General features: G+C 68.5%; 21 protein-coding genes. 11 read left to right on the plus strand and 10 right to left on the minus strand.

Annotated elements, in window-relative coordinates; translation table 11 throughout:
• Positions 1–81 precede the first annotated feature (81 nt).
• The 3 genes from RH90_RS05495 to RH90_RS05505 all read left to right on the plus strand — a co-directional run bounded on the left by RH90_RS05495 (position 82) and on the right by RH90_RS05505 (position 5,574).
• Positions 82–1,188: a serine hydrolase gene (locus tag RH90_RS05495; protein WP_010184380.1), complete on the plus strand. Its 1,107-nt coding sequence runs from the start codon at positions 82–84 to the stop codon at positions 1,186–1,188.
• A gap of 70 nt (positions 1,189–1,258) precedes the next feature.
• Positions 1,259–4,015: a DNA polymerase I gene (gene polA, locus RH90_RS05500; protein ID WP_010184381.1), complete on the plus strand. Its 2,757-nt coding sequence runs from the start codon at positions 1,259–1,261 to the stop codon at positions 4,013–4,015.
• A gap of 8 nt (positions 4,016–4,023) precedes the next feature.
• Positions 4,024–5,574 carry a lipopolysaccharide biosynthesis protein gene (locus tag RH90_RS05505; protein ID WP_010184382.1) on the plus strand — a complete coding sequence of 517 codons (1,551 nt, stop codon included), beginning with the start codon at positions 4,024–4,026 and terminating at the stop codon, positions 5,572–5,574.
• On the opposite strand, the gene purH is transcribed toward RH90_RS05505, so the two are convergent.
• The 4 genes from purH to RH90_RS05525 all read right to left on the minus strand — a co-directional run bounded on the left by purH (position 5,546) and on the right by RH90_RS05525 (position 10,925).
• Positions 5,546–7,111, minus strand: a complete 1,566-nt coding sequence (gene purH, locus RH90_RS05510; protein WP_010184383.1) for a bifunctional phosphoribosylaminoimidazolecarboxamide formyltransferase/IMP cyclohydrolase — start codon at positions 7,109–7,111, stop codon at positions 5,546–5,548. The genes RH90_RS05505 and purH overlap by 29 nt on opposite strands.
• A gap of 69 nt (positions 7,112–7,180) precedes the next feature.
• Positions 7,181–8,974 carry a heparinase II/III domain-containing protein gene (locus RH90_RS05515; protein ID WP_029625061.1) on the minus strand — a complete coding sequence of 598 codons (1,794 nt, stop codon included), beginning with the start codon at positions 8,972–8,974 and terminating at the stop codon, positions 7,181–7,183.
• Positions 8,943–9,605: a ribulose-phosphate 3-epimerase gene (rpe, locus tag RH90_RS05520; protein ID WP_010184386.1), complete on the minus strand. Its 663-nt coding sequence runs from the start codon at positions 9,603–9,605 to the stop codon at positions 8,943–8,945. The genes RH90_RS05515 and rpe overlap by 32 nt, the downstream gene beginning before the upstream one ends.
• 45 nt (positions 9,606–9,650) lie before the next feature.
• Positions 9,651–10,925: an RsmB/NOP family class I SAM-dependent RNA methyltransferase gene (locus RH90_RS05525; protein ID WP_029625062.1), complete on the minus strand. Its 1,275-nt coding sequence runs from the start codon at positions 10,923–10,925 to the stop codon at positions 9,651–9,653.
• A gap of 95 nt (positions 10,926–11,020) precedes the next feature.
• On the opposite strand from RH90_RS05525, the gene RH90_RS05530 reads away from it, so the two are divergent.
• Positions 11,021–11,200, plus strand: coding sequence for a DUF1674 domain-containing protein (locus RH90_RS05530; protein WP_010184389.1), 180 nt, complete (start codon positions 11,021–11,023; stop codon positions 11,198–11,200).
• A gap of 94 nt (positions 11,201–11,294) precedes the next feature.
• Here RH90_RS05530 and RH90_RS05535 read toward each other — a convergent pair whose 3' ends face one another.
• Genes RH90_RS05535 through tsaD form a run of 3 tightly spaced genes read right to left on the minus strand, consistent with a single transcriptional unit; the run spans position 11,295 to position 13,836 of the window.
• Positions 11,295–11,840 (minus strand): DUF1697 domain-containing protein, encoded by a 546-nt coding sequence (locus RH90_RS05535; RefSeq protein ID WP_037492660.1) that lies wholly within the window; start codon positions 11,838–11,840, stop codon positions 11,295–11,297.
• Entirely contained in the window at positions 11,837–12,808 is a 972-nt protein-coding gene (locus RH90_RS05540; RefSeq protein ID WP_010184391.1) for an NAD(P)H-dependent glycerol-3-phosphate dehydrogenase, read from the minus strand. Before RH90_RS05540 ends, RH90_RS05535 begins: the two co-directional genes overlap by 4 nt.
• On the minus strand, positions 12,805–13,836 hold the full coding sequence (tsaD, locus tag RH90_RS05545; RefSeq protein WP_010184392.1) for a tRNA (adenosine(37)-N6)-threonylcarbamoyltransferase complex transferase subunit TsaD: 1,032 nt from the start codon (positions 13,834–13,836) through the stop codon (positions 12,805–12,807). The genes RH90_RS05540 and tsaD overlap by 4 nt, the downstream gene beginning before the upstream one ends.
• Positions 13,837–13,918: 82 nt before the next feature.
• Here tsaD and hemC point away from each other — a divergent pair, with 82 nt between their 5' ends.
• The 3 genes from hemC to RH90_RS05560 are packed head-to-tail and all read left to right on the plus strand — an operon-like array spanning position 13,919 to position 16,675.
• On the plus strand, positions 13,919–14,839 hold the full coding sequence (gene hemC, locus RH90_RS05550) for a hydroxymethylbilane synthase (protein ID WP_010184394.1): 921 nt from the start codon (positions 13,919–13,921) through the stop codon (positions 14,837–14,839).
• On the plus strand, positions 14,836–15,522 hold the full coding sequence (locus RH90_RS05555; RefSeq protein ID WP_010184395.1) for a uroporphyrinogen-III synthase: 687 nt from the start codon (positions 14,836–14,838) through the stop codon (positions 15,520–15,522). Before hemC ends, RH90_RS05555 begins: the two co-directional genes overlap by 4 nt.
• Before the next feature lie 31 nt (positions 15,523–15,553).
• Positions 15,554–16,675 (plus strand): hypothetical protein, encoded by a 1,122-nt coding sequence (locus RH90_RS05560; protein ID WP_198283387.1) that lies wholly within the window; start codon positions 15,554–15,556, stop codon positions 16,673–16,675.
• Here RH90_RS05560 and RH90_RS21990 read toward each other — a convergent pair.
• Positions 16,558–17,367, minus strand: a complete 810-nt coding sequence (locus RH90_RS21990) for a DUF72 domain-containing protein (protein ID WP_010184397.1) — start codon at positions 17,365–17,367, stop codon at positions 16,558–16,560. The genes RH90_RS05560 and RH90_RS21990 overlap by 118 nt on opposite strands.
• A gap of 3 nt (positions 17,368–17,370) precedes the next feature.
• Positions 17,371–18,051, minus strand: coding sequence for an MBL fold metallo-hydrolase (locus tag RH90_RS05565; RefSeq protein WP_010184398.1), 681 nt, complete (start codon positions 18,049–18,051; stop codon positions 17,371–17,373).
• 79 nt (positions 18,052–18,130) lie between these two features.
• Here RH90_RS05565 and pabB point away from each other — a divergent pair, with 79 nt between their 5' ends.
• The 3 genes from pabB to RH90_RS23890 all read left to right on the plus strand — a co-directional run bounded on the left by pabB (position 18,131) and on the right by RH90_RS23890 (position 21,415).
• Positions 18,131–19,912 carry an aminodeoxychorismate synthase component I gene (pabB, locus tag RH90_RS05570; RefSeq protein WP_010184399.1) on the plus strand — a complete coding sequence of 594 codons (1,782 nt, stop codon included), beginning with the start codon at positions 18,131–18,133 and terminating at the stop codon, positions 19,910–19,912.
• A gap of 49 nt (positions 19,913–19,961) precedes the next feature.
• Positions 19,962–21,161, plus strand: a complete 1,200-nt coding sequence (locus tag RH90_RS05575; RefSeq protein WP_029625064.1) for a pyridoxal phosphate-dependent aminotransferase — start codon at positions 19,962–19,964, stop codon at positions 21,159–21,161.
• Between the two features lie 116 nt (positions 21,162–21,277).
• Complete coding sequence (locus RH90_RS23890; RefSeq protein WP_170208025.1) at positions 21,278–21,415, plus strand: hypothetical protein; 138 nt, start codon at positions 21,278–21,280, stop codon at positions 21,413–21,415.
• Positions 21,416–21,418: 3 nt separating this feature from the next.
• Here RH90_RS23890 and pepN read toward each other — a convergent pair whose 3' ends face one another.
• Positions 21,419–24,022 carry an aminopeptidase N gene (gene pepN, locus RH90_RS05585; RefSeq protein ID WP_010184402.1) on the minus strand — a complete coding sequence of 868 codons (2,604 nt, stop codon included), beginning with the start codon at positions 24,020–24,022 and terminating at the stop codon, positions 21,419–21,421.
• A 104-nt stretch (positions 24,023–24,126) separates the two neighbouring features.
• Between pepN and RH90_RS05590 the strand changes: the two genes are divergently transcribed.
• Positions 24,127–25,728: a M28 family metallopeptidase gene (locus tag RH90_RS05590; protein WP_010184404.1), complete on the plus strand. Its 1,602-nt coding sequence runs from the start codon at positions 24,127–24,129 to the stop codon at positions 25,726–25,728.
• Positions 25,729–25,731: the final 3 nt, after the last annotated feature.

Below are 25,731 nucleotides of genomic sequence, written 5' to 3' on the forward strand. Positions count from 1 at the left end.
AAGGGTTCGGGTGAGCGATATCCCCACCACAATCTGGCCTTACCGCCGTGATCGAGTGTGGGTAGAGTGTCGGGACTAACGATGGTGTTGCGTATCCTTCCCTATCGATTCCCTAAGCCTGCCGCCGCGTTGCTCCTTGCCGCCGCTCTGTGCGCGTGCGGACAGGACGCCAACGTCCATCTCGCGCGCGTCGTGCCCGCTCCGCCGGGCTATGCGCCGAGCGCACGCCCGCAGGTGATCCTCACGCCGCGTCCGGTTGCGGCGCCGTCGGCGCTGGCGACCAGCGTCGCGATTCTGGCGCGGCAGTTCGATGGTCGCGTCGGCATCGCGGTGCGCAGCATCGATCGCGGCTGGAGCGTCGATGCCGGCGGCGAGCAGCGCTTGCCGCAGCAGAGCGTCAGCAAGCTGTGGGTGGCGATGACGGTGCTCGATTATCGCGACCGCGGGCGGCTGCGGCTGACCGATCCGGTGACGCTCTACCGCGACGACATCACGCTGTTCCATCAGCCGATCGCGGGATTGATCAAGGGCGACCAGGGCTATCCGACGACGGTCGGTGAATTGCTCCAGCGCGCGCTGACGATGAGCGACAATACCGCCAACGACCGCCTGCTGCGCTACGTCGGCGGCCCCAATTCGGTGCGCGACTTCATGCAGCGTAAAGGGCTCGGCGACATCCGCTTCGGGCCGGGCGAGCGCCTGCTGCAAAGCCAGACCGCGGGCCTCGTGTGGCAACCGTCCTACGCCTTCGGCAACGGCTTCATGATCGCGCGCGACCGGCTACCGCGCGCCGACCGCATCGCCGCGTTCGAGCGTTATGTCGCCGATCCGCCCGACGGCGCCGCGCCGGTGGCGATCGCGGGCGCACTCGCGCGGCTCAAGCGCGGCGACTTGTTGTCGCCCGAATCGACCACCTATCTCATCAGCACGATGGAATCGTCGCACACCGGCAAGCAGCGGATGCGCGGCGCGGTGCCGCCGGGCTGGAGCTTCGGCCACAAGACCGGCACCGGCCAGGATCTCGCCGGGCGCACCGCGGGCTATAACGATGTCGGGCTGCTGACGGCACCCGATGGCAGCAGCTATGCGATCGCGATCATGATCGGCGATACGCCGCGTCCGATCCCGGCGCGTCAGGCGCTGATGCAGGCGGTAGTGGCGAGCGTCGTCGCGAACCATCGCGGCTGACCGCGGATAAGCGCCGAATCGCGTGACGCGGGGGCTTTGTGCTTCCCGAAGCTTGGGCTATCCCCGCCAAATGCCGCATCTCTATCTTGTCGATGGCTCGGGATACATTTTCCGCGCCTATCACCGCCTTCCCCCGCTCACCAACAAGCATGGCGAGCCGGTCGGCGCGGTCTATGGCTATACGACGATGCTGTGGAAGCTCGCCGACGAGGTCCACGCCGCCGATGGTCCCACGCACATGGCGGTGATCCTCGACAAATCGTCGAAGACCTTCCGCAACGAGCTGTACGACCAGTACAAGGCGCACCGCCCGCCGCCGCCCGAAGACCTCGTGCCGCAGTTTCCGATGATCCGCGACGCGACGCGCGCCTTCTCGCTGCCGTGCATTGAGACCGAGGGATTGGAGGCCGACGACATCATCGCCTGCTATTCGCGCGCTGCGCTCGCGCAGGGGTGGGAAGTGACGATCGTCTCGTCCGACAAGGATCTGATGCAGCTGATCGAGCCCGGGCTCGACATGTACGACACGATGAACAACCGGCGGCTGGGCGCGGAGCATGTTGCGGAGAAATTCCACGGCATCACCCCGGCACAGCTCGGCGACGTGCTCGCGCTGATGGGCGACAGCGTCGATAACGTGCCGGGCGTTCCTGGGGTGGGGCCGAAGACCGCCGCCAAGCTGATCCTCGAACATGGTAATCTCGAGTCGGTACTCGGTGCGGCCGAGGGGATGAAGGCGGGCAAGCTGCGCGACAATCTGATCGAGCATGCCGCGATGGCGCGGCTGTCGAAGGAGCTCGTCACGCTCAAATGCGACGTCGCGCTGCCCGAACCGCTCGATGATCTCGAGCTCAAGGGCATTCCCGATGCCCCCTTGCGCGCCTTCCTCGAACATCACGGCTTCCGCTCGCTGCTCGCCAAATTGTCCGCGGTGGCAGATGCGCCGGTGCCGGCACCCAAATCGGTGCCGACCGAGCAGGATCCGCCGTGCGACCATGACGGCTATGAGACCGTCATCGACGAAGCCGCGCTCGACAGCTGGATCGCCGCGGCGCGCCATCAGGGCTTCATCGCGATCGACACCGAGACGACCGGGATCGACGCGACCCGCGCCGAGCTGGTCGGGATCAGCCTCGCGCTCCAGCCCAACCGCGCCTGCTACATTCCGCTGGCGCACGGCGGATCGGGGCTGTTCGCCGAAACGCCGGTGCAGCTCGACCGTGACGCGGCGCTCGCCAAGCTCAAGCCGCTGTTCGAGGACCCGGCGGTGCTCAAGATCGGGCACAACCTCAAATACGACATGATCGTGCTCGGACGGCTGGGGGTGAGCGTCGCGCCGCATGACGACACGATCCTGATGAGCTTCGACCTCGACGCCGGGCTCCACGGCCACAGCATGGACGAACTTGCCGCGACGCACCTCTCGCACAGCTGCATCGCGTTCAAGGACGTGGTCGGCGTCGGCAAGTCGCAGCGCAGCTTCAACGAAGTCGATCTCGATGCCGCCACGCGCTACGCGGCGGAAGATGCCGACGTGACGCTGCGGCTGTGGCGACGCTTCAAGCCGCGGCTCGTCGCCGAGAGCGCGACGCGCGTCTACGAAATGGTCGATCGCCCGCTCGCGCCGGTCATCGCGCAGATGGAGATGCACGGCATCAAGGTCGATCGCGAGAAGCTCAGCAGCTTGTCTACCGACTTCGCGCACCGCATCGGCGCGCTCGAGGTCGAGATCCATGCGTTCGCCGGCGGCGCGTTCACGATCGGCAGCCCCAAGCAATTGGGCGACGTGCTGTTCGAGCGGATGGGGATCAAGGGCGGCCGCAAGGGCAAGTCGGGCGTCTATTCGACCGACGTCACCGAGCTCGAACGGATCGCCGCCGACAAGGATTCGCCGGGCAAGGAAATCGCCGCCAAGGTGCTCGACTGGCGCCAGCTGTCGAAGCTCAAATCGACCTATACCGATGCGCTCCAGGCGCAGATCAACCCGGCGACGGGGCGAGTCCACACCTCCTACTCGCTCACTGGCGCGCAGACCGGGCGGTTGTCCTCGACCGACCCGAACCTGCAGAACATCCCGATCCGCACCGAGATCGGCCGGCAGATCCGCGATGCGTTCGTCGCCGAGCCGGGCAACGTCCTGCTCGCCGCCGATTACTCGCAGATCGAGCTGCGGCTCGCCGCGCACATGGCCGACGTGCCCGCGCTGAAGGCCGCGTTCGCCAATGGCGACGACATCCACAGCCTGACCGCGATGGAGCTGTTCGGCGAAGTCAATCGTGACACGCGTGGGCGCGCGAAGACGATCAATTTCGCGATCCTCTACGGCATCAGCCGCTGGGGTCTGGCCGGGCGGCTCGACGTGACCGCCGACGAGGCGCAGGCGATGATCGATCGCTATTTCGAGCGCTTCCCGGGCATCCGCAATTATATCGCGGCGACCACCGAGTTCGTCCGCGAGAGCGGCTACACCGCGACGCTGTTCGGGCGGAAGACGCACTTCCCGCGGATCAAATCGAAGGTCCAGCACGAACGCCAGGGCGCCGAGCGCGCTGCGATCAACGCGCCGATCCAAGGCACCAGCGCCGACATCATCAAGCGCGCGATGGTGCGGATGGGGCCCGCGCTCGAAGCGGCGGGGCTGGGGCATGTGCGGATGCTGCTGCAGGTCCATGACGAACTCGTGTTCGAACTGCCCGAGGGCGATGTCGAAGCCGCAAAGCCGATCATCGAGCATGTCATGGCGACCGCCGCCGAGCCCGCGATCGTGCTGAGCGTGCCGCTCGGCATCGAGATCGGGACGGGCCCGAGCTGGGGCGCCGCGCATTGACGACGGCGATGGGATTCGAGGCACCAGTAAGCGGGCGTACCACCGAAGAGATCGATGCGCTGGCCAAGGGCGGGCGCACCAACATCATCGGCTTTGTGATGCGGCTCGTCGCGCGGCTGCCGTTCCTGTTTATTGCGGGGCGGCTCTATGGTCCCGACACGCTCGGGACCTTCGCGCGCGCGGTGTTGTTCGTCGAAGTCGCGGCGTTGCTCGCGACCTTCGGGTTGAAGCGTGGGCTGGCGCTTGCGATCTCCGAGAGCGCGCGGCCGCATGTCCAGATCGTGTGGGACTGCCTCGTCGTCGCGGCGATCGCCTCGGGCTGCGCGAGCGGCATATTGCTGCTGATGCCCGACGTGATGTTCCACGGCGGCAACCCCTCGGCGCTCGAACGCCTGCTGCCGTGCATCATCGTCGCGAGCGCCTGGTCGGACATCATGCTCGCCGCGCTCGCCTATCGCCGTAACGTCCAGGCGACGGTCACCGCGCGCGCGGTGATCGAGCCCTGGACGATCTCGATCGCGGCGGGCGTGCTGTATCCGATCGCGCCGCACGACGGGCTGGTGCTCGCCTATATGCTTTCGATGGCGGCGGCACTCGTCGCCTCGGTGATCCCGTTCGTACGCAGCTATGGCCGACCGACCGGCTGGCGGCTGCACCCCGGACGCACCTTCGCGCTGATCCGCCGCAACGCACCGCTCGCGGGCGCCGATGCGCTCGAATGGGGGACGCGCAATGTCGATCGTTCGATCCTGTTCCTGATGTTCGAGCCACGCATCGTCGGCATCTACTGGATGGCACAGCAGGTCGCGTCGATTCCGGGCAAGCTGAAGACGAGCTTCGATCCGATCCTCGGGCCGGTCATCACTTCGAGCCTGGCACGTGGCGACACTGCGGGCGTCGCGAGCCAGGTGCGCCAGGTGGGCTTCTGGATTCTCGCCGCGCAGACCGGACTCGCCTTGATGGGCTCGATTCCGGGTGAAGCGGTGATGGGGACGGTCGGCCCGCAATTCGTCGCGGGGACCGCGGCGCTCGCCTTCCTGCTCCTCGCGGAAGCTGCGGCTTCGACCGGAGCAGTGTGCGAATCGGCGCTCGTCTATATCGCGCGCGTACAGAACGTCGCGATCTCGATCGGGATGCTGCTGTTCCAGGTCGCTTTGAGCTTCGCGCTGATCTTCGCGATGCAGGCGGTCGGCTGGCCGGTCGCGTATCAGGCTGCGGGGCCGGCGGTCGCGCTGTTCGTCTCGGTCGGGATCACGTCGATCATCAAATCGACCTATCTGTCGCGGCTGCTCGGCGCAGGCGTTGCGGGCTGGCGCTGGCCGATGCTGTGGGCGGTGCTTGCCGCGGGAACGGTCGGCGTCGGCTTCACGCTGCTGCCGCACCGCTACGAATGGGCCGAGCTCGCGATCGGCGAGCCCGCGATCGCCGGGGTCTATCTCTTCGTGCTGTATCGCTGGGCGGCGGGCCCCGAGGATCGCGCGCTGTTCCGGCGCAAGGCGGGCGAGACGCCCACCTTGCCCGTCACCGGCCTCAATGCCGGAAGTGGCGCACCCCGGTAAACACCATCGCGAGGCCGGCGGCATCGGCGGCGGCGATCACTTCGTCGTCGCGGATCGAGCCGCCCGGCTGGATCACCGCGGTCGCGCCCGCCTCGACCGCGGCGAGCAGGCCGTCGGCGAAGGGGAAGAACGCGTCCGAGGCGACCGCCGAGCCGATCGTCCGTGGCGTCGGCCAGCCCGCCTTGTCGGCGGCGTCCTTCGCCTTCCACGCGGCGATGCGCGCGGATTCGAGCCGGTTCATCTGCCCCGCGCCGATCCCGGCGGTGCTACCGTCCTTGGCATAGACGATCGCGTTCGACTTGACGTGCTTGGCGATCGTCCAGGCGAAGCGGCAGTCGATCAGCTCCTGCTCGGTCGGCGCGCGCTTGGTGACGACTTTCAATTCGGGGTTGCTGGCATTGTCGCGCGTCTGGACGAGCCAGCCGCCGGTGATCGCCTTGGCGAGCAGACCGGTGCGGGCAGGATCGGGGAGTTCGCCGGTTAGCAGCAGACGTAAGTTCTTCTTGGCGGCGAAGATCGCCTGCGCTTCCTCGTCGGCATCGGGCGCGACGACGACCTCGGTGAAGATCCCCGCGATCGCACGCGCGGTCGCGCCGTCGAGCGGGCGGTTGAGCGCAATGATCCCGCCGAACGCCGAGACGGTGTCGCACGCGAAGGCGGCTTGATACGCTTCGGCGAGCGACGCGCCGGTCGCCACGCCGCACGGATTGGCATGCTTGACGATGACGCAGGTCGGCGCGGCGTCGCGGAATTCGCTGACCAGATCGAGCGCGGCATCGGCGTCGTTGAGATTGTTGTAGCTCAGCGCCTTGCCCTGCACCTGCCGCGCCTGGCCGATGCCGCGCGCAGCGGGGCCGGTCGCGGTGTAGAATGCCGCCGACTGATGCGGGTTCTCGCCATAGCGGAGCTCGGGGCCGCGCTTGAGCGTGATCGGCAGCGTGTCGGGGAAGGCTACGCCCTGGTCGGCGAAGGCGAACCATTGCGCGATCATTCCATCATACGCTGCAGTGGTAGCATAGGCCTTGGCGGCAAGCTTGCGGCGGTCGGCGAGCGTCGTGCTGCCGCCCGCCACCAGCGCATAATCGGCGGGATCGGTGACGATCGCGACGAAGGCGTGGTTCTTCGCCGCCGAGCGCACCATCGACGGGCCGCCGATGTCGATATTCTCGATCACCTCGTCGCGCTCGGCGCCCTTGGCGACGGTCGCCTCGAACGGGTAGAGGTTGACGACGACGAGATCGATCGCGCCGATCCCGTGTTCCTCCATCGACGCGACATGCGCCGCGTCATCGCGCACCGCGAGCAGGCCGCCATGGACGTTGGGGTGGAGCGTTTTCACGCGACCGTCCATCATCTCGGGGAAACCGGTCAGCTCGCTGATATCGCGGACGTCGAGCCCGGCCTCGCGCAGCGCCTTGGCGGTGCCGCCGGTCGAGACCAGTTCGACGCCGTGGCCGGCAAGGCCTCGCGCGAGATCGACGATCCCGGTCTTGTCGGAAACCGAGAGAAGCGCGCGGCGGATGGGGATATCGGTCATGGGGCAGGCTCCGGGGAACATTCGCGCGTCCCCTGCCCGCTCACCCCCCAAGATTCAACCGGGCACGTGTCAACCGGCGCGCTTGAACGCCCAGCTGACGTTGGCCCCGCCCGCGGGCGATTCGCCCGTCACGACAAGCTGCATCGTCGCGCGCGGGCGCCCCTCGGCGTCGATCCACACGCTTTCCTCGACCGCGAGCGTGCCGCCGCGGCAGCGAAACTGCCACAGCCGCCCGCCCGGCAAGCGCAGCAACGCCGCAAGACCATCGGCTGTCGGGGAGACCTGGATACCGAGTCCGAGATGGAAGCGGATCGCAAAGCCGGTCGCGACGAGCTTGCGCCGCTTTGTCGCGGGGAGCAGCATGTCCTCGCCACGCAACTCGGCGCCGTCGCGGGTCAGCGTCATCTGACGGCGGTGGAGGAAGCCGAAGCGGCGCGCATAGCCGTCATGGCTTGCCTCGATCCGGCTGCCGGCATCGCTTTCCTGCCGCGCGAGCTCGACCTCGCCGACGCCGCGGCCGAGCGTGCCGTCGGCATGGATCGCGGTCGAATTGCTGTCGCCGACGATCAGCGTCGAATGCGCCGCGGTGGTGCGCAAGCCCTCGGCCAGCGCTGGCGGGAGCTGGACGATCCCGGTCCGCGCGCCGCCGCAATTGACGACGATGCGGTTCGGCCCCTCGGACAATTCGAACGCCAGCGTCGAGGCGCAGCCGCCCTCGACCAGCCGTGCGATCGGCGGCGGCGCGGCATCGACGATCGCGACGACATTGCCCGCCGCAAGCCGCTGATAGCCCCAGTCGCGCGCCTGGCGCAGCGGACGGGTGCGCACCCCCGAGGCTCCAATGATCTGGTCGAGCGCATCTGCCCCGATCGGCCCGCCGCCCTGCCAGCTGCTGACATCGCGGTCGCCGTGGCAGATGCCGAGCAACGCCGGCATCAGCGAGGCGAGTGCGGTCGCGATGCTCGCGGGAGCCTCGATCTGGCGCGCGTCATACACTTCGCGAAGCGCGGTGAGCAGCATCACCATGTCGACCTGCGCCGAGGGCGAGCGCGCGACATTGCCGCCATCCTCGAAGATCGACACCGCCAGCCCCTTGGCGAGCGCCGCCTCGACCGCGCCGCGGCGTGGATCCCCGCCCGCGATCAGCAGGCCCGCCGCGACCACGCCGCACAGCGCCGCGATGCGCGGCGCGCCCGGCGCGACCTTGTCGGCGCTACGATCGATATGCCGCGCGCCGCGCGCAAGCGTGTTGAGCACGCTGCTGCGATAGACGAGATCGGCCGACGACAGGATCAGCGGGGCGTGCGCCGTCCAGAACAGGATCCGCCGACCCCACAGATCGGCGCGCCACGCGGGCTCGCTGACCTTCTCGGCATGCGCGGCGAGCCATTTGCGCATCAGCGCTTCGGCGATCGGCGTCGCCTGCGCGCGCGTCGCGACGGTCGACAGGTCGCGCAGCCAGGCGAAGCTGTGGAGATAGTCGCTGAAGGCGCGCGAGAAATTGGGCCTGGCGAGATCGAGCGTCTCGATCTCGCGGCTTTCGCCGCGGAACGTGAGCGTGCCCTCGAGCAACGCCTTGCCGCGCTTGACGTCGCCGAGGAACGGGTCGTCGGGGACGGCCGTAAGCTTGAGCGGATGGCGGCCTTTCAGCCGCATGCCGTGAATCGGCGTGCTCCAGGTCAGGCGGTGGAAGCGCTCCGAAAGGCGTTCGGCGAGCGACAATCCCTTGTCTCCTCCCAGCCGGACGAGCCGCTTGCCCTCGTCGATGCTGTCGCGCAGCCTATCCTCTTCCGTCGCTGCGGGCGAGTCCAGCGGGGGCAGATCGCGGCTCCTAACCACGCAGGGCCGCGATATTGGCGGCATAGGCGTCAGGCCCGCCACGGAAGGTCGCGGTTCCCGCGACCAGCGCATCAGCCCCGGCGGCGATCGCACGAGGCGCGGTGGTGTGGTCGATCCCGCCATCGACCTCGAGATCGACGGTGTACCCACCCTTGTCGATCATCTTGCGGATCGCCTCGATCTTGCGCAGCGAACTTTCGATGAACGCCTGCCCGCCGAAGCCGGGATTGACGCTCATTACCAGCACCAGATCGACTTCCTCGAGCAGATAGTCGAGCGCCTTGGCGGGCGTCTGCGGCGTAAGCACGACACCTGCGCGCTTGCCGAGCTGGCGGATGTGCTGAAGGCTGCGATGCGTGTGTGGGCCAGCCTCGACATGGATGCTGATCGTGTCGGCACCGGCCTCGGCGAACGCCTCGAGATAGGCGTCGACCGGCGCGATCATCAGATGGACGTCGAGCGGCTTGGTCGTGTGCGGGCGGATCGCCTTCACCACGCCCGGCCCGATCGAGATGTTGGGAACGAAATGTCCGTCCATCACGTCGACATGGATCCAGTCGGCGCCGGCGAGATCGATCGCGCGGACCTCCTCGCCGAGCTTGGCGAAATCGGCGGAGAGGATCGAGGGCGCGATGCGGACGGGTAGCTGGCTCATGGTCGTTCAGCGTGTAGCATGGTCGCGGGCGCGGGCAAGCAACGCTTAACCTTGCCGGCGCAGGCGCGCGATGAAGAAGCCGTCATTGCCGCCGGGATCGATCATGCTGGGCAAGGTCCGCACCCAGCCGCCGGGATTGGGGGCGATCCCCGCCGGCAATTCGTCCTGCGTCACGGGGACGAGGCTGTAGTCGGGGCGCGCGGCGAGGAACTTGGTGAGCTGCGCCTCGCCCTCGGCGGGTTCGAGCGAGCAGGTCGCGAAGACGAGCGTCCCGCCCGGCCTGACCCAATCGGCGGCGCGCGCGAGCAGCTTCGCCTGTAGCGCGGCGAGCTCGGTGATTTGCGAGGGGCGCACGCGGTGGAGCACGTCGGGGTGGCGGCGGAAGATGCCGGTCGCGCTGCACGGCGCATCGAGGAGGACCGCATCGACCGGCGCCGACGGCGACCAGAGCAGCAGGTCGGCGGTGATCACCGTCGCGGTGAGGTGCGTGCGCTCGAGATTTTCGTGAAGTCGCGCAAGACGACTTTCCGACGAATCGATCGCGGTGACGCTCCAGCCCGCGCTGGCGAGCTGCATCGTCTTGCCGCCCGGCGCGGCGCACAAATCGAGCACGCTGCCCGCGCCCTTGCCGAGCAGCCGCGCGGGGAGCGATGCGGCGATGTCCTGCACCCACCAGCTGCCCTCTTCGAAGCCCGGCAGTTCGGGAACATGCGCCGAGGGCAAGCGGACATGACCCGGCAGCAGCGAGACGCCGCCGAGCGTCTCGGCCATCGCGTCGGTCGTCGCAGGGTCGGCGAGCGTCAGGTCGAGCGGCGGCGGCGCGGCCATCGCGCGCTCGGCGGCTTCGATACCGTCGTCACCCCAGGCGGCGTGCCAGCGGATCGCGACCGGATCGGGCAGCGTCGGCTGTTCGGGCAGTTGGTCGCCGCCGCGCATCAGCGTGCCGAACACGCCGTGGACGAGTTTGCGAGGGCCACCATCGACAAGCGGCAGCACGGTCGAGATCGCGGCGTGCGGCGGCGTGCCGAGCGACAGCGCCTGGACGAGCGCGATACGCAGCGCGAAACGCGCCTTGGCGTCATCGGGCAGCCGCGTCTTGGTCGCCGAGTCGATCAGCGCGTCGAGATCGGGCAGGCGGCGCAGCACTTCGGCAGCGATCGCGTGGGCGAGCGCACGGTCGTCGCTGCGTTCGATCCCGGCGGTCGCGCGGCCGATCGCGGCTTCGAGCGGGAGTCCCTGGCGCAGCACTGCGTCGAGCAAACGCAGCGCGGCGCGGCGTGCTGGGACGCCGGGCGGATCGACCGGTTCGGGTTTGGGCATATAGCGGCGCGGCGGCGGAAGGGTCAAAAGCTTGAACTCTGTCTAAAGGCCGCCGATGTAGCGGGGGCGCACCTGTCGTGCATCAAGGACACTCCATGGCCGTTCGCCCGCCGCATGTGAAGCCACCCGCCTATCTCAGCAAGAGTCCGCCGGTGCCCGAACCCGATCCGGTCCCCGTCGCGCCCAAGGGGCAGAGTGCCAAGGGCGACCCTGATGGGCTCGATCCGACGCGCTACGGCGACTGGGAATCGAAAGGCATCGCGATCGATTTCTGAGGCGTCCGTCATCCCCGCGAAAGCGGGGATCCCGCTGCCTGGCCCGCGTTCAGCAGAAGAAGCGGGACCCTCGCTTTCCTGAGGGTGACGGGTGCTAGGAGTGCGCGTCTTCCAATAAAGTCGCCAGCTTGACCACGGTGTTCCAATTCCGCGCGGTCGCGATCCTCGGGAATTTGAGCTTCGCCATCGCCTGCGGAAGCTTCGATGCGCCGATCCCGTCGATATAATCGACATAGAGCTCGCGGCCGCGCGCGATGAGCGTCTCGCGACCTTGATAGATTTGAGGCAGCGCATCGAGCCGATCGGCGGGCACCGAGTCGCGGTGAAACAGCACGACGACGTGGTTCGGCCGCGCGAGCGCCGCCTCCGGAAAGGGATTGGCGGCGAGGATCGCCTGCAGGTCGGCGGCGCTGCGCACCACCACGTCGGTGTTGAGGCCATAGGCGTCCAACGCCGCCTCGATCGCCGCCTCGACCTTGGCACCATCGGTTTCGTCGCACGCGAACACGACATTGCCCGAGGCGAGCAGCGTCGTGACGTCACGATAGCCCAGCCATTCCACGAGCGCCTTCAGATCGGCCATCGGCAGCTTGCGCTCGTTGAGGTTGACCCCCTTGAGCAACGCCGCCCAGCGCATCATTCGCGCGTCAGCGGGCGGGCGAGCAGCGCACCGATCACCCCCTGGACCTCGGCCCCGTCGAGCAAGGCGCACACCGCCTCGACCACCGGCATGTCGACCCCCGCTTCGGCCGCCGCCTCGCGCAGCACCGGCGCGGTGAAGGCGCCCTCGGCGACGGTCAGCCGATCGGACAGCAAATCGGCGGCGCGCTTGCCCTGCCCCAGCCCCAGGCCGAGCGAGAAATTGCGCGAGGCGGTCGACGAGCAGGTCAGCACGAGATCGCCGAGCCCCGACAGCCCGCTCAGCGTCTCGACCTGCGCGCCGCGCGCGACGCCGAAGCGCGTCATCTCGGCAAACCCGCGCGCGATCAAAGCCGCGCGCGCATTCTGCCCGAGCCCCGCGCCCTCGACGACACCGCACGCGATCGCCAGCACGTTCTTGACCGCGCCCCCGATCTCCGCGCCGATGACGTCGTCCGAGGCATAGGGGCGGAAGTTCGGCCCTGCGAGGCGATCGGCCAGCGCCGCGCCGATGAGCGGATCGACGCAGGCGAGCGTCACCGCAGTCGGCAGGCCGGCGGCGACCTCGTGCGCGAAGGTCGGGCCCGACAGCACCGCGATCGGCGCGGCGGGGTGCAGCGCCTGCGCGACTTCGCCGACCAGCAGCCGCGTCCCCGCTTCGATCCCCTTGGCGCACAGCACCAGCGGCGTCGTTCCGACGGGCGTTCCGCTCAGCACCGCACGGACATGCTGCGCCGGCACGACGACGAGCAGCGCGTCGCAATCGGCCAACTCAGCCAGCGTCGATGTCGCGCGGATCGACGGCGACAGGGCGACGCCGGCGAGGAAGCGCGTATTCTCATGCGTCTCGTTGATCGCTCCGACGACTTCGGCTTCTCGCGCCCATAGCGTAACCCGCGCGCCGCCGCGCGCCGCGACCTGCGCCAGCGCGGTACCCCAGGCACCGCCGCCGATGACCCCGATCCTCATGCCTTGACCCCTGCCCCGCGGACGGCCTCTGCGCCCGGATCGAGCGGCCAGCGCGGCCGCGGCGCGATGTCGAGCGGATCGGTCAGGCCAGCGGCGAAGCGCTCTGCCCCGGCCCAGCCGATCATCGCGGCATTGTCGGTACACAGCCACAAGGGCGGTGCGACGAAGCGCAAGCCGTGGTCGCTCGCCAGCTCGCTCAGCGCGGTCCGAACCGCCGTATTCGCCGCAACCCCGCCCGCGACGACCAACGCGGTCGCATCGCCGGCGTGCTCAAGCGCGCGAATCGTGCGGTCGAGCAGGCAATCGACCACTGCCGCCTGGAACGAGGCAGCGATGTCGTTGACCTCCCAGGTCCTGGCGTCATGCGCACGCACCACCGCGCTCTTGAGCCCAGCGAAGGAGAAATGCGGTTCGGCCGAGCCTTTGAGCGGCCGCGGCAACGGCACGATCGGCCGTCCGCGCGCCGCGGCGGCTTCGACCGCGGGCCCACCCGGGAAACCGAGCCCGAGCACCTTGGCGGTCTTGTCGAACGCCTCGCCCGCAGCATCGTCGATCGTCGTCGCGAGCCGGCGATAGCGCGCGACGCCCTCGACCAGCAGCAACTGGCAATGCCCGCCCGAGACGAGCAGCAGCAGATAAGGAAAATCGAGATCGGGATCCGACAGCCGCGGCGAGAGCGCATGGCCCTCGAGATGATTGACCGCGATCAGTGGCTTGCCCGCGGCATGCGCCAGCGCCTTGCCTGTCACGAGCCCGACCATCACGCCCCCGATCAGTCCGGGGCCGGCGGTCGCTGCGATCGCATCGACCTGGTCGAGCGTCACGCCGGCATCGGCAAGCGCGGCCTCGACCAGCGGTGCGAGCACCTCGACATGCGCACGCGCCGCGATTTCGGGGACGACGCCGCCAAACGGGCGATGCGCCGCCTCCTGCCCGGCAAGCCGGTGCGCAAGGACGCGACGGTCGGAGGTGACGAGCGAGGCCGCGGTTTCGTCGCAGCTCGATTCAAGGCCGAGGATCAATGCCATGTCCAGGCCTGTAGCGGCTCGCGCACGGCTTGTCGAAGCCAGGACGCTTCGCCACAGTGGCGCTAAAAGGGAGGGACTTTTCGTGACGCATCCCCAGCTCAAACTCGGCACACGCGGATCGCCGCTCGCGCTCGTCCAGGCCAATATGGTGCGCGACGCGCTGTGCACTGCGCATGGCTGGCAGATCGACGCGATCGAGATCGTGCCGATCAAGACCACCGGCGATCGCGTCCAGCACGTCGCGCTCGCCGAGATCGGCGGCAAGGCCTTGTGGACCAAGGAACTCGACCGCGCGCTGCTGTCGGGTGCGATCGATTTCGCGGTCCATTCGATGAAGGATGTCGAGACGGTGCGGCCGAGCACGATCGCGATCGCCGCGATGCTGCCGCGCGCCGATGTCCGCGACCGGTTGATCGGTGCGACCAGCATCGCGGCGCTGCGCCACGGTGCGGTGATCGGGACCAGCTCGCCACGCCGGATCGCGCAGCTCAAGCGGCTACGGCCCGACTTCGAGACCGTCCTCTTTCGCGGCAATGTCGACACGCGGCTCGCCAAGGTCGCGGCCGGCGAGGTCGATGCTTCGATGCTCGCCGCGGCGGGGCTCGACCGGCTTGGGCGCCCCGACGTCGGGGTCGCAATCGAGACGGAGGTCATGCTCCCCGCACCGGCGCAAGGCGCGGTTGGGATCGAGGCGCGCGCCGATGACAGCCGGATGCGCGATTGGCTCGGCGCGATCAACCATCAGGCGACGCACCTGTGCGTGCTGGTCGAGCGGGCGTTGCTCGCCGCGCTGCAGGCCGACTGCCATTCGCCCGTTGCCGCGCTGGCGACGCTCGAGGGCGACAGCATCCTGCTGCGCGCCGAACTGTTTGCCGAGGATGGCAGCGCGCAGGTGAGCGGCGAGATGCGCGGCACGATCGGCGACGGGACCTTCGCCGATCGGCTCGCCACCGATCTGCTCGCGCGCGCGCCCGAGGCGGTACGGCGGCTGTTCGCGGCGTGACGCGCCCGCTCGCGGTGCTGCGTCCCGAGCCGGGCAATGCCGCGACCTGCGCGCGCGCTGCCGCGGCGGGGTTCGAGACGCTGTCGCTGCCGTTGTTCGCGGTCGAGGCGCTCGACTGGGACGTGCCCGATGCCGCGCAGCACGATGCGCTGATCCTGACCAGCGCCAATACGCTGCGCTTCGGCGGGGCCGGGCTCGCTGCGCTGACGGGCCTGCCGGTGCTCGCGGTCGGTCCGCATACCGCCGCCGCGGCGCGCGCCGCGGGGTTTGACGTCATCGCCATCGGCAGCGGCGACGGCGCGCAGATCGCCGCGGTCGCGCACGAACAAGGGATCCGACGGGCGTTGCACCTGACGGGACGCGACCGGACGCTTGCGGCGGGGGGCGCAATCGCCGACGTGGTCCCGGTCTATCAAAGTGTCGCGGCGCCGATCGCGCCCGCGGCGCTGGCGAACCTTGCCGGGACGATTGCCCTGCTCCACTCGGGCCGTGCCGCGCGACGGCTCGAGGCGCTCGCCGCAGCAGTCGGCCTCGACCGCTCGCGAATCGCGGTCGCCGCGTTCAGCCCGGCGATCGCGTCTACGCTCGGCGCGGGCTGGGCTGGAGTCGCGGCCGCGGCGGCTCCCGATGATGCCGCGCTTTTCGCCGCCGCGCGCAGCCTGTCGACAGCAACGGGCGATTGACCGCCCGTGCCGACGCCCCGATAAGGCCGTGATGGACGACCCCGCCCTCCCCGTCCCCGATCCCGTCATGCCGGGATCGCCCAGCCGTGATTCGGCGACTCCCGAGCGGCCCGCCCCGCGCCTGCTCCCACCGTTGACCGCACCCGCGCCGACGAGCCCGGTGCGCGGGCCCGGGTGGCGCGCGGGGATCGCGCTCGCGCTGATCGCGTTCCTGATCGGCGCCGGGATTGCCGCGCTGCTGGTGGTCCGGTTCGTCAAGAGCGACGCGAAGCCGCTCGCCACGGTGACCGTACCGGTCGGTGCCAATGGCCAGGCGCCGCTGGTGATCGTGCCGAACAAGGCGGCGGTGGCAGCGCCGGCGCTCGAACTCGCGGCTTTGTCGAATCGCGAAGCCTCGCTCGCGACCGAGCTTGCGGCGCTCGAGGCGCGCGCAGGGACGATCGATCGCGATTCCCAACGCGCTTCGACCTATGCGACGCGCAGTCAGGCGCTGATGATCGCTTTTGCCGCACGGCGCGCGATCGATCGCGGGCTCAACCTCGGTTTTCTCGAAGGCCAATTGCGCGCCCGCTTCGCGTCGCTCCAGCCAGCAGCGGTCGCGACGGTCGTCCAGGCGGCGCGTGAGCCTGTGACGCTCGAGGATCTGCGCGCAGGGCTCGACGCCGTGACGCCCGAGCTGCTCACCGGCGCGGCGAGCAACGGCTGGTGGCAGAGTCTCCGCGACGAACTCGGCCATCTGATCGTGCTGCGCAGGGCGGGAACGCCCTCGCCGCTCCCGGTCGATCGCGTGGCGCGGGCGCGCCGGTTGCTCGAGGCCGGGCAAGTCGAGGCGGCGCTGGCAGAGGTTTCGCGCACGCCCGGCGTCGCGCAGGCCGAGCGCTGGACGAGCGCGGCGCGGCGCTATGTCGATGTGCGTCGCGCGCTCGACACGATCGAGAGCGCCGCGATCCTCGCTCCCGGGCCCGATACGGTCCCGCCGGCTGCCGCCGCGCCGGCGCGCGCCGACAACGCTGCGCCCGCTGACAGCACGACGCCTCAGGCGCGGACGCGTTCGATCAACGCCATCGCGCCGTGCGGCGCGCGCACCTTCGCGCCGTTGATGAAGAAGACGAAGGTTTCGCGCGGCGTCTTCGGCGCAGGCTCGGCAAGATAGGGTAAATCGGTCGCCGCACCGCCCTCGGCCCAGCAGTGCGCGGCGGTGGCCCAGCGGTCGAGCGCCGCCCGGGCATAGCCCGCGGGCTCCTCCTCGACCGCGGCCTCGAGCCGGGCATAGACCAAGTCGCCCGAGATATCGGCGATCGCCGGATAGTCCGCCGAATCGGCATAGACGATCGCTACCCCTGCGGCGCGCGCGAGCGCGACGAATTCGGGCGTCTGGAAACTCTCATGGCGGACCTGCACCGCGTGCCGCAACGCGATCCCGTCCTGCTTGGCGGGCAGCAGCTTGAGGAACGCGCCGAAATCCTCGGGATCGAATTTCTTGGTCGCCATGAACTGCCACAGGATCGGCCCGAGCCGGTCGCCGAGCTCGACGATCCCCTGCCCGGTGAAGCGCGCGATCGATTCGCCGGCTTCGGCGAGAACCTTGCGATTGGTGCAATAGCGCGACGCCTTGAGCGCGAAGACGAAGCCGTCGGGCACCGCCTTCGCCCACGACGCGAAGGTCGCGGGCTTTTGCGACGAATAATAGGTGCCGTTGACCTCGATCGCGGTGAGCTTGCTCGCGGCATAGTCGAGCTCGCGCTTGTGCGGCCATTTGTCGGGAAAGAAGGTCCCGCGCCACGGCTCATAGGTCCAGCCGCCGATGCCGATTCGGATTTCGCCCGGGGTCACTGCTTTCGCCATCGCTCAGGCCGCCAATGCCGCGTCGCTGACGAACATGTTGGTCTGGCGTTCGTGCGCGAACGTGCTTGCCGGGCCATGGCCTGGCAGGAAGGTCGTGTCGTCGCCGAGCGGCCACAGTTTGGTGACGATCGACTCGATCAATTGCGGATGGTTGCCGCGCGGGAAATCGGTGCGGCCGACCGAGCCCGCAAACAGCACGTCGCCGACGATCGCCAGTTTCGAGGGCGCATGGTGGAAGATCACGTGGCCGGGCGTGTGGCCGGGCGTCTCGTACACGTCGAGCACCAGATCGCCGACGCGGACGGTGTCGCCCTCGACCAGCCAGCGGTCGGGCTCGAAATTGACCCCCGGAATCCCGTATTGCGCACCGCTCTCGGACAGCGCGCAGGTGAGGAAGCGATCCTCCTCGTGCGGCCCCTCGATCGGCACGCCGAGCTGGTCGGCGAGCGGCTTGGCCTCTCCGCAATGGTCGATATGGCCGTGCGTCAGGATGATCTTCTCGACCGTGACGCCATGCTGCTTGGCCGCTTCGACCAGCTTGGGCAGGTCGCCGCCGGGATCGACGAACGCGCCGCGCATCGTCGCGGTGCACCACAGCAGCGTGCAATTCTGCTGGAGCGGCGTGACCGGAAGGATCGCCGCGCGCAGCGGCGGCAGGGCGGGTGAGGGGGGCTGGGTGCTCATTCCTCCGAGATACGGGGGACTGCGGGGAAAACCAAGGGTTGCCCCGGGCGGCAAAGCCGGGGCATCTGCGATACGACCTATGGTGACGCGCCTTTCCCCACCCTTCGTGCTGCTCGACGACGCCCGTGACGGCGGTGCGCCGGCGCGGCTCTATCGCGATCCGGTGCGGATCGTGACGGCGCGAACGCCGGACGAGATCATGCCAGCGCTTGCCGAGCTCCGCGCGGCGCGGCGCGCCGGGCTGCACGCGGCGGGGTATCTCTCGTATGAAGCGGGGGCGGCGTTCGAGCCGACGCTCGGTCCGCCCCCGGTGTCGGACTTTCCGCTGGCGTGGTTCGGACTCTTTGCGGATTTTGCCGAGATCGCGCCCGCGACGGTCCCCGACCTGCTGCCCGATCCGGCCGGCGCCTGGATCGGCGCGTCCAGACCGACGATCGACCGCAGCCGGTATGATGCGCAATTTAGCGACGTTCAGGCGCGCATCGCCGCCGGGGATCTGTACCAGACCAATCTCACGCATCTCGGCCAGGTTGCGGTGCTGGGCGATCCGCTGTCGCTCTATGCACGGCTGCGCGGGACCGCGCGCGCGGGGTTCGGCGCGCTGATCGACACCGGCGCGGCGACGATCCTGTCGCTTTCGCCCGAACTGTTCTTCGCGCTCGAAGGCGAGACGCTGACGTGTCGCCCGATGAAGGGGACGGCGCGGCGCGGTGAGACCCCGGTGGCGGACGCAGCGGCTGCCGCCGCGCTCGCCGCGGATCCCAAGCAGCGCGCCGAAAACCTGATGATCGTCGATCTGATGCGCAACGATCTCGCCCGCGTGGCCCGTGCCGGCTCGGTCGCGGTGCCGCAGCTGTTCGAGGTCGAATCCTATCCGACCGTCCATCAGCTCGTCTCGACCGTAACCGCGCGGATCGCGCCCGATACAGACGCGCTCGACGTGCTCGCCGCGCTGTTTCCGTGCGGGTCGATCACCGGCGCGCCGAAGATCGCCGCGATGCAGGCGATTGCCGGGGTCGAGCAAGGGCCGCGCGGTCTCTATACCGGCGCGATCGGGCGTCTCGATGCCTCAGGCGACGCGATGTTCAACGTCGCGATCCGCACGTTGACGCTTCCCCACGGCGCAACCCATGCGACCTATGGCGCGGGGGGCGGCATCGTCGCCGATTCGCGCGTCGCTGACGAATGGGACGAGGCCCAGGCCAAGACCGCCTTCATGACGCACGACCCGCATACGTTCGATCTGATCGAGACGATGGCGTTCGATCCCGAGCACGGCATCCTCCGGCTCGACCTGCATCTCCAGCGGCTTTCGGCGAGTGCCCGCGCCTTCGGCTTCGTGTTCGACCGTCATGCCGCGCGCAACGAGTTGCAGGCGGCGACCTTCCGTCTGCGCACCGGCCGGAAGGTTCGGCTATTGCTTGCGCCGAGTGGGGCGGTGGCGATCGAGATCGCGCCGCTACCGTCACGCGCGGCCGAGCCGCTTTCGGTCGCGGTCGTGCCGCTGCCGGTCGCGGCGGCGGATATCCGGCTGCGCCACAAGACCAGCGACCGTGTGTTCTATGACGCCGCGCGGCGTAGCGCGGGCAGCGACGAGGTCGTGTTCGTGCGCCCCGACGGACGTCTGACCGAAGGAAGCTTCACGACGCTGTTCGTGCCGCGCGGCGAGGTGCTGATCACACCACCGCTCGACGACGGTTTGCTGCCGGGAATCCTGCGCGCCGACCTGATCGCGCAGGGCCGAGCGATCGAAGACGTGCTGACACCCGAGGATCTTGCGCAGGAATTTTTCGTCGGCAATGCCCTGCGCGGACTGATTCGTGCGCGACGCGTGGTTGCGACAAACGTCTCGGCGCGATAAGCGCTCGCGCGAACCCGCCGCATTGCGGCATTTCCGCAAGGTCTTTCTCATGCAGCCATCCGCCGCGCTCGCCCGTATCAAGCCCTCGCCGACGCTCGCGATCACCTCGCGCGTCCAGGAGCTCAAGCGCGCCGGCGTCGATGTGATCGGCCTCGGCGCGGGCGAACCCGATTTCGACACGCCCGATTTCATCAAGGACGCCGCGATCCAGGCGATCCGCGACGGCAAGACCAAATATACCAATGTCGACGGTACGCCGGAATTGAAGGCGGCGGTCGCCGCCAAATTCGCGCGCGACAATGGCCTGCATTACACGCCCGACCAGATCACGGTGAACGTCGGTGGCAAGCACACCTTGTTCAACGCGATGGTCGCGACGCTCGATGCCGGCGACGAGGTCGTCATCCCGGCGCCCTATTGGGTGAGCTATCCCGACGTCGTGCTGTTCGCGGGCGGCACGCCGGTGTTCGTCGCGGCGGGCGCGTCGCAGGGCTACAAGCTGCTTCCCGAGCAGCTCGAGGCGGCGATCACGCCGCGCACCAAGTGGGTCATCCTCAACTCGCCGTCGAACCCGACCGGCGCCGCCTACACCGCGGCCGAGCTCAAGGCGCTCGGCGAGGTGCTCGAACGCCATCCGCACGTGTGGATCTTCGCCGACGATATGTACGAGCATATCCTCTACGACGGTTTCGAGTTCGCAACGATCGCGCAGGTCTGCCCCTCGCTCTACGAGCGCACGCTGACCGCCAATGGCTGTTCGAAGGCCTATGCGATGACCGGCTGGCGGATCGGTTTTGCCGGCGGCGCCTCATGGTTGATCAAGGCGATGTCGAAGCTCCAGTCGCAATCGACCAGCAACCCCTGCTCGATCGCGCAGGCCGCGGCAACCGCGGCGCTCAACGGCGACCAGAGCTTCCTCAAGGATTGGGCGCGCGTCTTCCAGGGGCGGCGCGATCTGGTCGTGTCGATGCTCAACCAGGCCGACGGCATCACCTGCCCGCGTCCGCAGGGCGCGTTCTACGTCTACCCCGAGCTTTCGGGGGTGATCGGCAAGTCGACACCTTCCGGCAAATTGATCGACACCGACGAGGCGTTCGTCGGCTATCTGCTCGACGATGCCAAGGTCGCGGCAGTGCAGGGCGCGGCGTTCGGCCTGTCGCCGGCGATGCGGATTTCGTACGCGACGTCGGACGCCTTGCTGACGCAGGCGTGCGAGCGGATCCAGACGGCGTGCGCAAACCTGCGCTAACAGTCAGTTTCCGTTAACGCTGGGTTGCCAATAAGCCGCTTGCGAAACGACCCCGAGAAGCCGATTTGCTGCACCGCAGCGATTCGGCACTCGGCCGGCGCGAAAGGTTCGAAGCAATGCGCAGTGTTCTCAAGTCCGATTTTTTGTGGAAGTTCGTCGGCGGCTTCGCGCTCGGCGCGCTGGCGCTCGTGACGCTGCATCCGATGGACTCGGCGCGCGCCGCGACGGCCAGCCAGGTCGCCGCCGCACGCTGACCCTCAGGCGTCGAGACTCCTCGACGCCTGCTCGAACATATCCTTCGACAGGCCCGGCGTCTTGACGATCCGCGTCAGCTCCGCCCGCATCAACGCACCCCGCACCGTATCGTAGCGCTGCCACCGCCCGAGCGGCGGGATCAGCTTTGCAGCGGTCTGCGGGTTGATCCGGTCGAGCGCGATCAACTGATCGGCAAGCAAGCGATAGCCCGACCCGTCGATCGCGTTGAACGCGCGCTGGTTCACCCCGAACGCCCCGATCAATGCGCGCGCGCGATTGGGGTTCGACAGCGTGAAGGCGCGATGCGTCAGCAGTTCGGCGACAACCGCGCCGGTATCGTCGCGCGGCGCCATCGCCTGAACCGAGAACCATTTGTCGAGAACGAGCGGATTGTCGCTGTAGCGATTGTAAAAGATGTCGAGCGCGGCGATGCGCTCGGCCGAGTCGCCCGCGACCAATGTGGTCAACGCGCTCTGCCGGTCGGTCATGTTGTCGGCGGCCTCGAACTGCGCGAAGGCGAGCGCGGCGGCGTCGCTTGCGCCGGAGGCGGCGATATAGCCGAGTGCGACCGCCTTGATCCGGCGCAGGCCCTTGGCCTCGGGCGAATAGACATAGCCCGGCCCCGCCGCGCGCGCGCCGTCATAGGCCGCGCGCCAATCGGCCTCGAGCGTCCGCCCGATTTCGCGCCGGAGCGACTCGCGCGTCCGGAAGATCGCATCGGGGTAGACCACTGCCATCTGGTCGCCGATGAAGCTTTCTGAAGGGAGCAACACCGCCTCGGCGATGAACGCCGGATCGAGCGTCGCATCGGCGAGCGTCCCTGCAACCGCGTTGACGACCGCGGCGGTGTCGGCGCGATTGTTGCCTGCGGCGGCGACCAGCGTATCGAGCATCAACTGCTGCAGAGCCTCGTAGCGCGCGAACGGATCATCGTCATGCGCGCCGAGAAAGGCGAGATCGGCCGCGGTGCGGTCGGTCTCCAGGATCGCGGGGGCGGAAAATCCGCGGTTGATCGACAGGATCGGGCGTTCGGTGACGCCCTCGAACACGATGCTTTCCTCGGCGTCGGTCAGCAGTAATGTCTGCTCGGGCGCAACCGTCTGCGCGGTCTGCGCGCCGAACAACTTGATCCGCAGCGGCAGGACGAGCGGCAGCTTGTGCTCCTGCCCCGGCGTCGGCGGCGTGCGTTGCGCAAGCACGAGTTCGGCGCGACCCGAGCCTTCGCTGTGATGCAGCGATGCGGTGACGCGCGGCGTGCCCGCCTGGCCGTACCAGCGGCGGAATTGCGTCAGGTCGATCCCGCTCGCGTCCTCAAGGCTCGCGACGAAATCCTCGCACGTCGCCGCCGTCCCGTCGAAGCGGTCGAAATAGAGGTCGGTCCCGGCGCGGAATTTCTCGCGGCCGAGGATCGTGGCGAGCATGCCGATGATCTCGGCGCCCTTGTTGTAGATCGTGGCGGTGTAGAAGTTCGAGATTTCCTGATATTCGTCGGGGCGGATCGGATGCGCGAGCGGGCCGGCATCCTCGGGGAATTGCGACGCGCGAAGCCCGCGCACATCCTCGATCCGCTTGACCGCGGCCGAGCCCTGGTCGGCCGAAAACGCCTGGTCGCGATAGACCGTGAAGCCTTCCTTGAGCGACAGCTGGAACCAGTCGCGGCAGGTGACGCGGTTCCCCGACCAATTGTGGAAATATTCGTGCGCGACGACTGCGGCGATCGCGTCGTAATCGTAATCGGTCGCAGTGTCTGGGTCGGCGAGGATGTAGCGCGAATTGAAGACGTTGAGGCCCTTGTTCTCCATCGCACCGAAGTTGAAATCGTCGACCGCGACGATGTTGAAGACGTCGAGATCATATTCGCGGCCATAGACTCGCTCGTCCCATGCCATCGATGTTTTGAGCGCGTCGAGCGCGTGATGCGTCCGCTCGATATCGGCGGCGCGGACCCAGATGCCGAGCTCGACCTCGCGCCCCGACATCGTCACGAAGCTGCCGCGATTGACCGCAAGATCGCCCGCCACCAGCGCGAACAAATAGCACGGCTTGGGGAAGGGATCGCGCCACTCGGCCCAATGCCGCCCACCCTCGAGCTCGCCCGACGCGATCGGATCGCCGTTGGCGAGCAACACCGGATAGCGCGCCTTGTCGGCGCTCATCCGCACCTGGTAACGGCTGAGCACGTCGGGCCGGTCGGGAAAATAGGTGATGCGGCGGAAGCCTTCGGCCTCGCACTGCGTGCACAGATTGCCCCCCGAGGCGTAGAGCCCCATCAGCTGCGTATTGCGTTCGGGCGCGATCTCGACCTCGGTCTCGACGACATGCGCCGAACCGCTCAGCGGCAGAACGAGCGTCTCGCCTTCCAGCGACCAGTCATTGACCGCGACGCCGTCGACCTTGACCGACAGCAGCGCCTGCCCCGCACCATCGAGTCGCAACGGGCGGTGATGCAGATCGCCGCGCTGGACATGCAGCGTCGCCTTGACGCGCGTCGCCGCGGGATCGAGCGCGAAGTCGAGCGCGATCTCGGGCACTTGCCAGTCGGGCGGGGTATAGTCCGCGCGGCGCGTGACATGGGGCTGGGCGAGGCTGGTCTGGAGATCGAGCATTGACCGAGATGTAGGGTGGCTGTTTGCCGCTCGCTACCGAAATCGCGCCGCTTGTGCGCGCGTGGCCCTGTGCTACCGCGGCCGAACACAGAATGAGGGCAGACATGAAGATCCGGTTCCTCGCGCTGGCGGCGATCGCGATGACGCCGGCGGCGATCGCACAGGACGCGCCGCTGCCCGACGATCAGGCCGCGATGAAGGCGCACGTCCTGTTTCTTGCCGCCGATTCGCTGCGCGGTCGCGAGGCGGGGAGCCCCGAATATCGCATCGCCGCCGATTATGTCGCCGCGCAATTCTTTGCCGCGGGGCTCAAGCCCGCCGGTGACGGCGGCAGCTACATTCAGAAGGTGCCGCTCGTCACGTATCGCGCTGCTGACAAGGGCGATGTCGTGCTGACGCGTAATGGCGCCGCGCCGGTCGGGCTCGTTTTCGGTGAGGATTATATGCCAGGCGTTGTCGCCGGCGCGGCGCAGACCGCGCTCGATGCGCCGGTAGTGTTCGTCGGCTACGGACTCGTCGCATCCGATTACAAGCGCGACGATTATGCCGGCGTCGATGTGCGCGGCAAGATCGTCGCGTTTTTCGGCGGTGCGCCGTTGTCCTTCCAGAGCGAGGAACGCGCGCATTTCTCGAGTCCGGCGACCAAGGCGGTGATCGCCGCGGCGCACGGCGCGGTCGGCGCGATCGTGCTGACGCGCGCGGCGCTGCCGCAGAGCGGCGCGAGCTTCGACCGGCCGCGCACGACCTGGGCGCGCGCCGACGGCACGGGCGAGGCGCCGGGTGTGCCGATCCTCGCGACGCTGAGCGCGAGCGGCGCGGCCAAGCTGTTCGCACAGGCCAAGACGCCGTGGGCGGCGATCGCGGCGCGCGCCGCCGACAGCAACGCGACCTTTCGCGCGATGCCGCTTAATATCGGCGCGACCGTCGCGTTGAAAACGCGTTTCGAGCTAGCGACGAGCGGCAATGTCGCTGGGATGATCCCCGGCAGCGACCCCAGGCTCGGCAAGGAGGTCGTCGTGCTGTCGGCGCATCTCGACCATCTCGGCGTCGGCACCCCCGATGCGAAGGGCGACACGATCTATAACGGCGCCGAGGACAATGCCGTCGGCATCGCCGCGCTGATCGAGGAAGCGCGGCGCTTCAAGGCATCGGGCAAACCCCCGCGCCGCTCGATCCTGTTCCTCGCGGTGACCGCGGAGGAGAAGGGGCTGGTCGGTTCGGACTATTTCGCGAAGCATCCGACCGTGCCGATCGCGTCGATCGTCGCCGATGTGAACCTCGACATGCCGATCCTGTCCTATCCGTTCGAGGACATGACGGTGTTCGGCGCCGACCGCTCGACGCTCGGGCCGATCGTCGCGCAGGCGGTGGGGACGCTCGGCGTGACGATGTCGCCCGATCCCGATCCGGCGCAGGGGATCTTCGTGCGTTCGGACCATTATCGCTTCGTTCAGCAGGGCGTGCCCGCGGTGTTCCTGTGGCCGGGGCAGAAGGGGCCGGGCAAGGCCGCCACCGCCGACTTCTTCGCGCATCGCTATCATCAGCCCTCGGACGATCTGTCGCAGCCGATCGACTGGCGGCAGGGGATCCGCTTCGTCGACGCCAATTATGCGATCGCGCGCGCGATCGCCGACGGCGATGCGCGCCCGCGCTGGAACAAGGGCGACTTCTTCGGGTTGCTCTATCATGGCTATGGCGCGAAATGATCT

Origin of the sequence: Sphingomonas sp. PAMC 26605, from assembly GCF_000241485.1 — a bacterium.
GTDB lineage: Bacteria > Pseudomonadota > Alphaproteobacteria > Sphingomonadales > Sphingomonadaceae > Sphingomonas.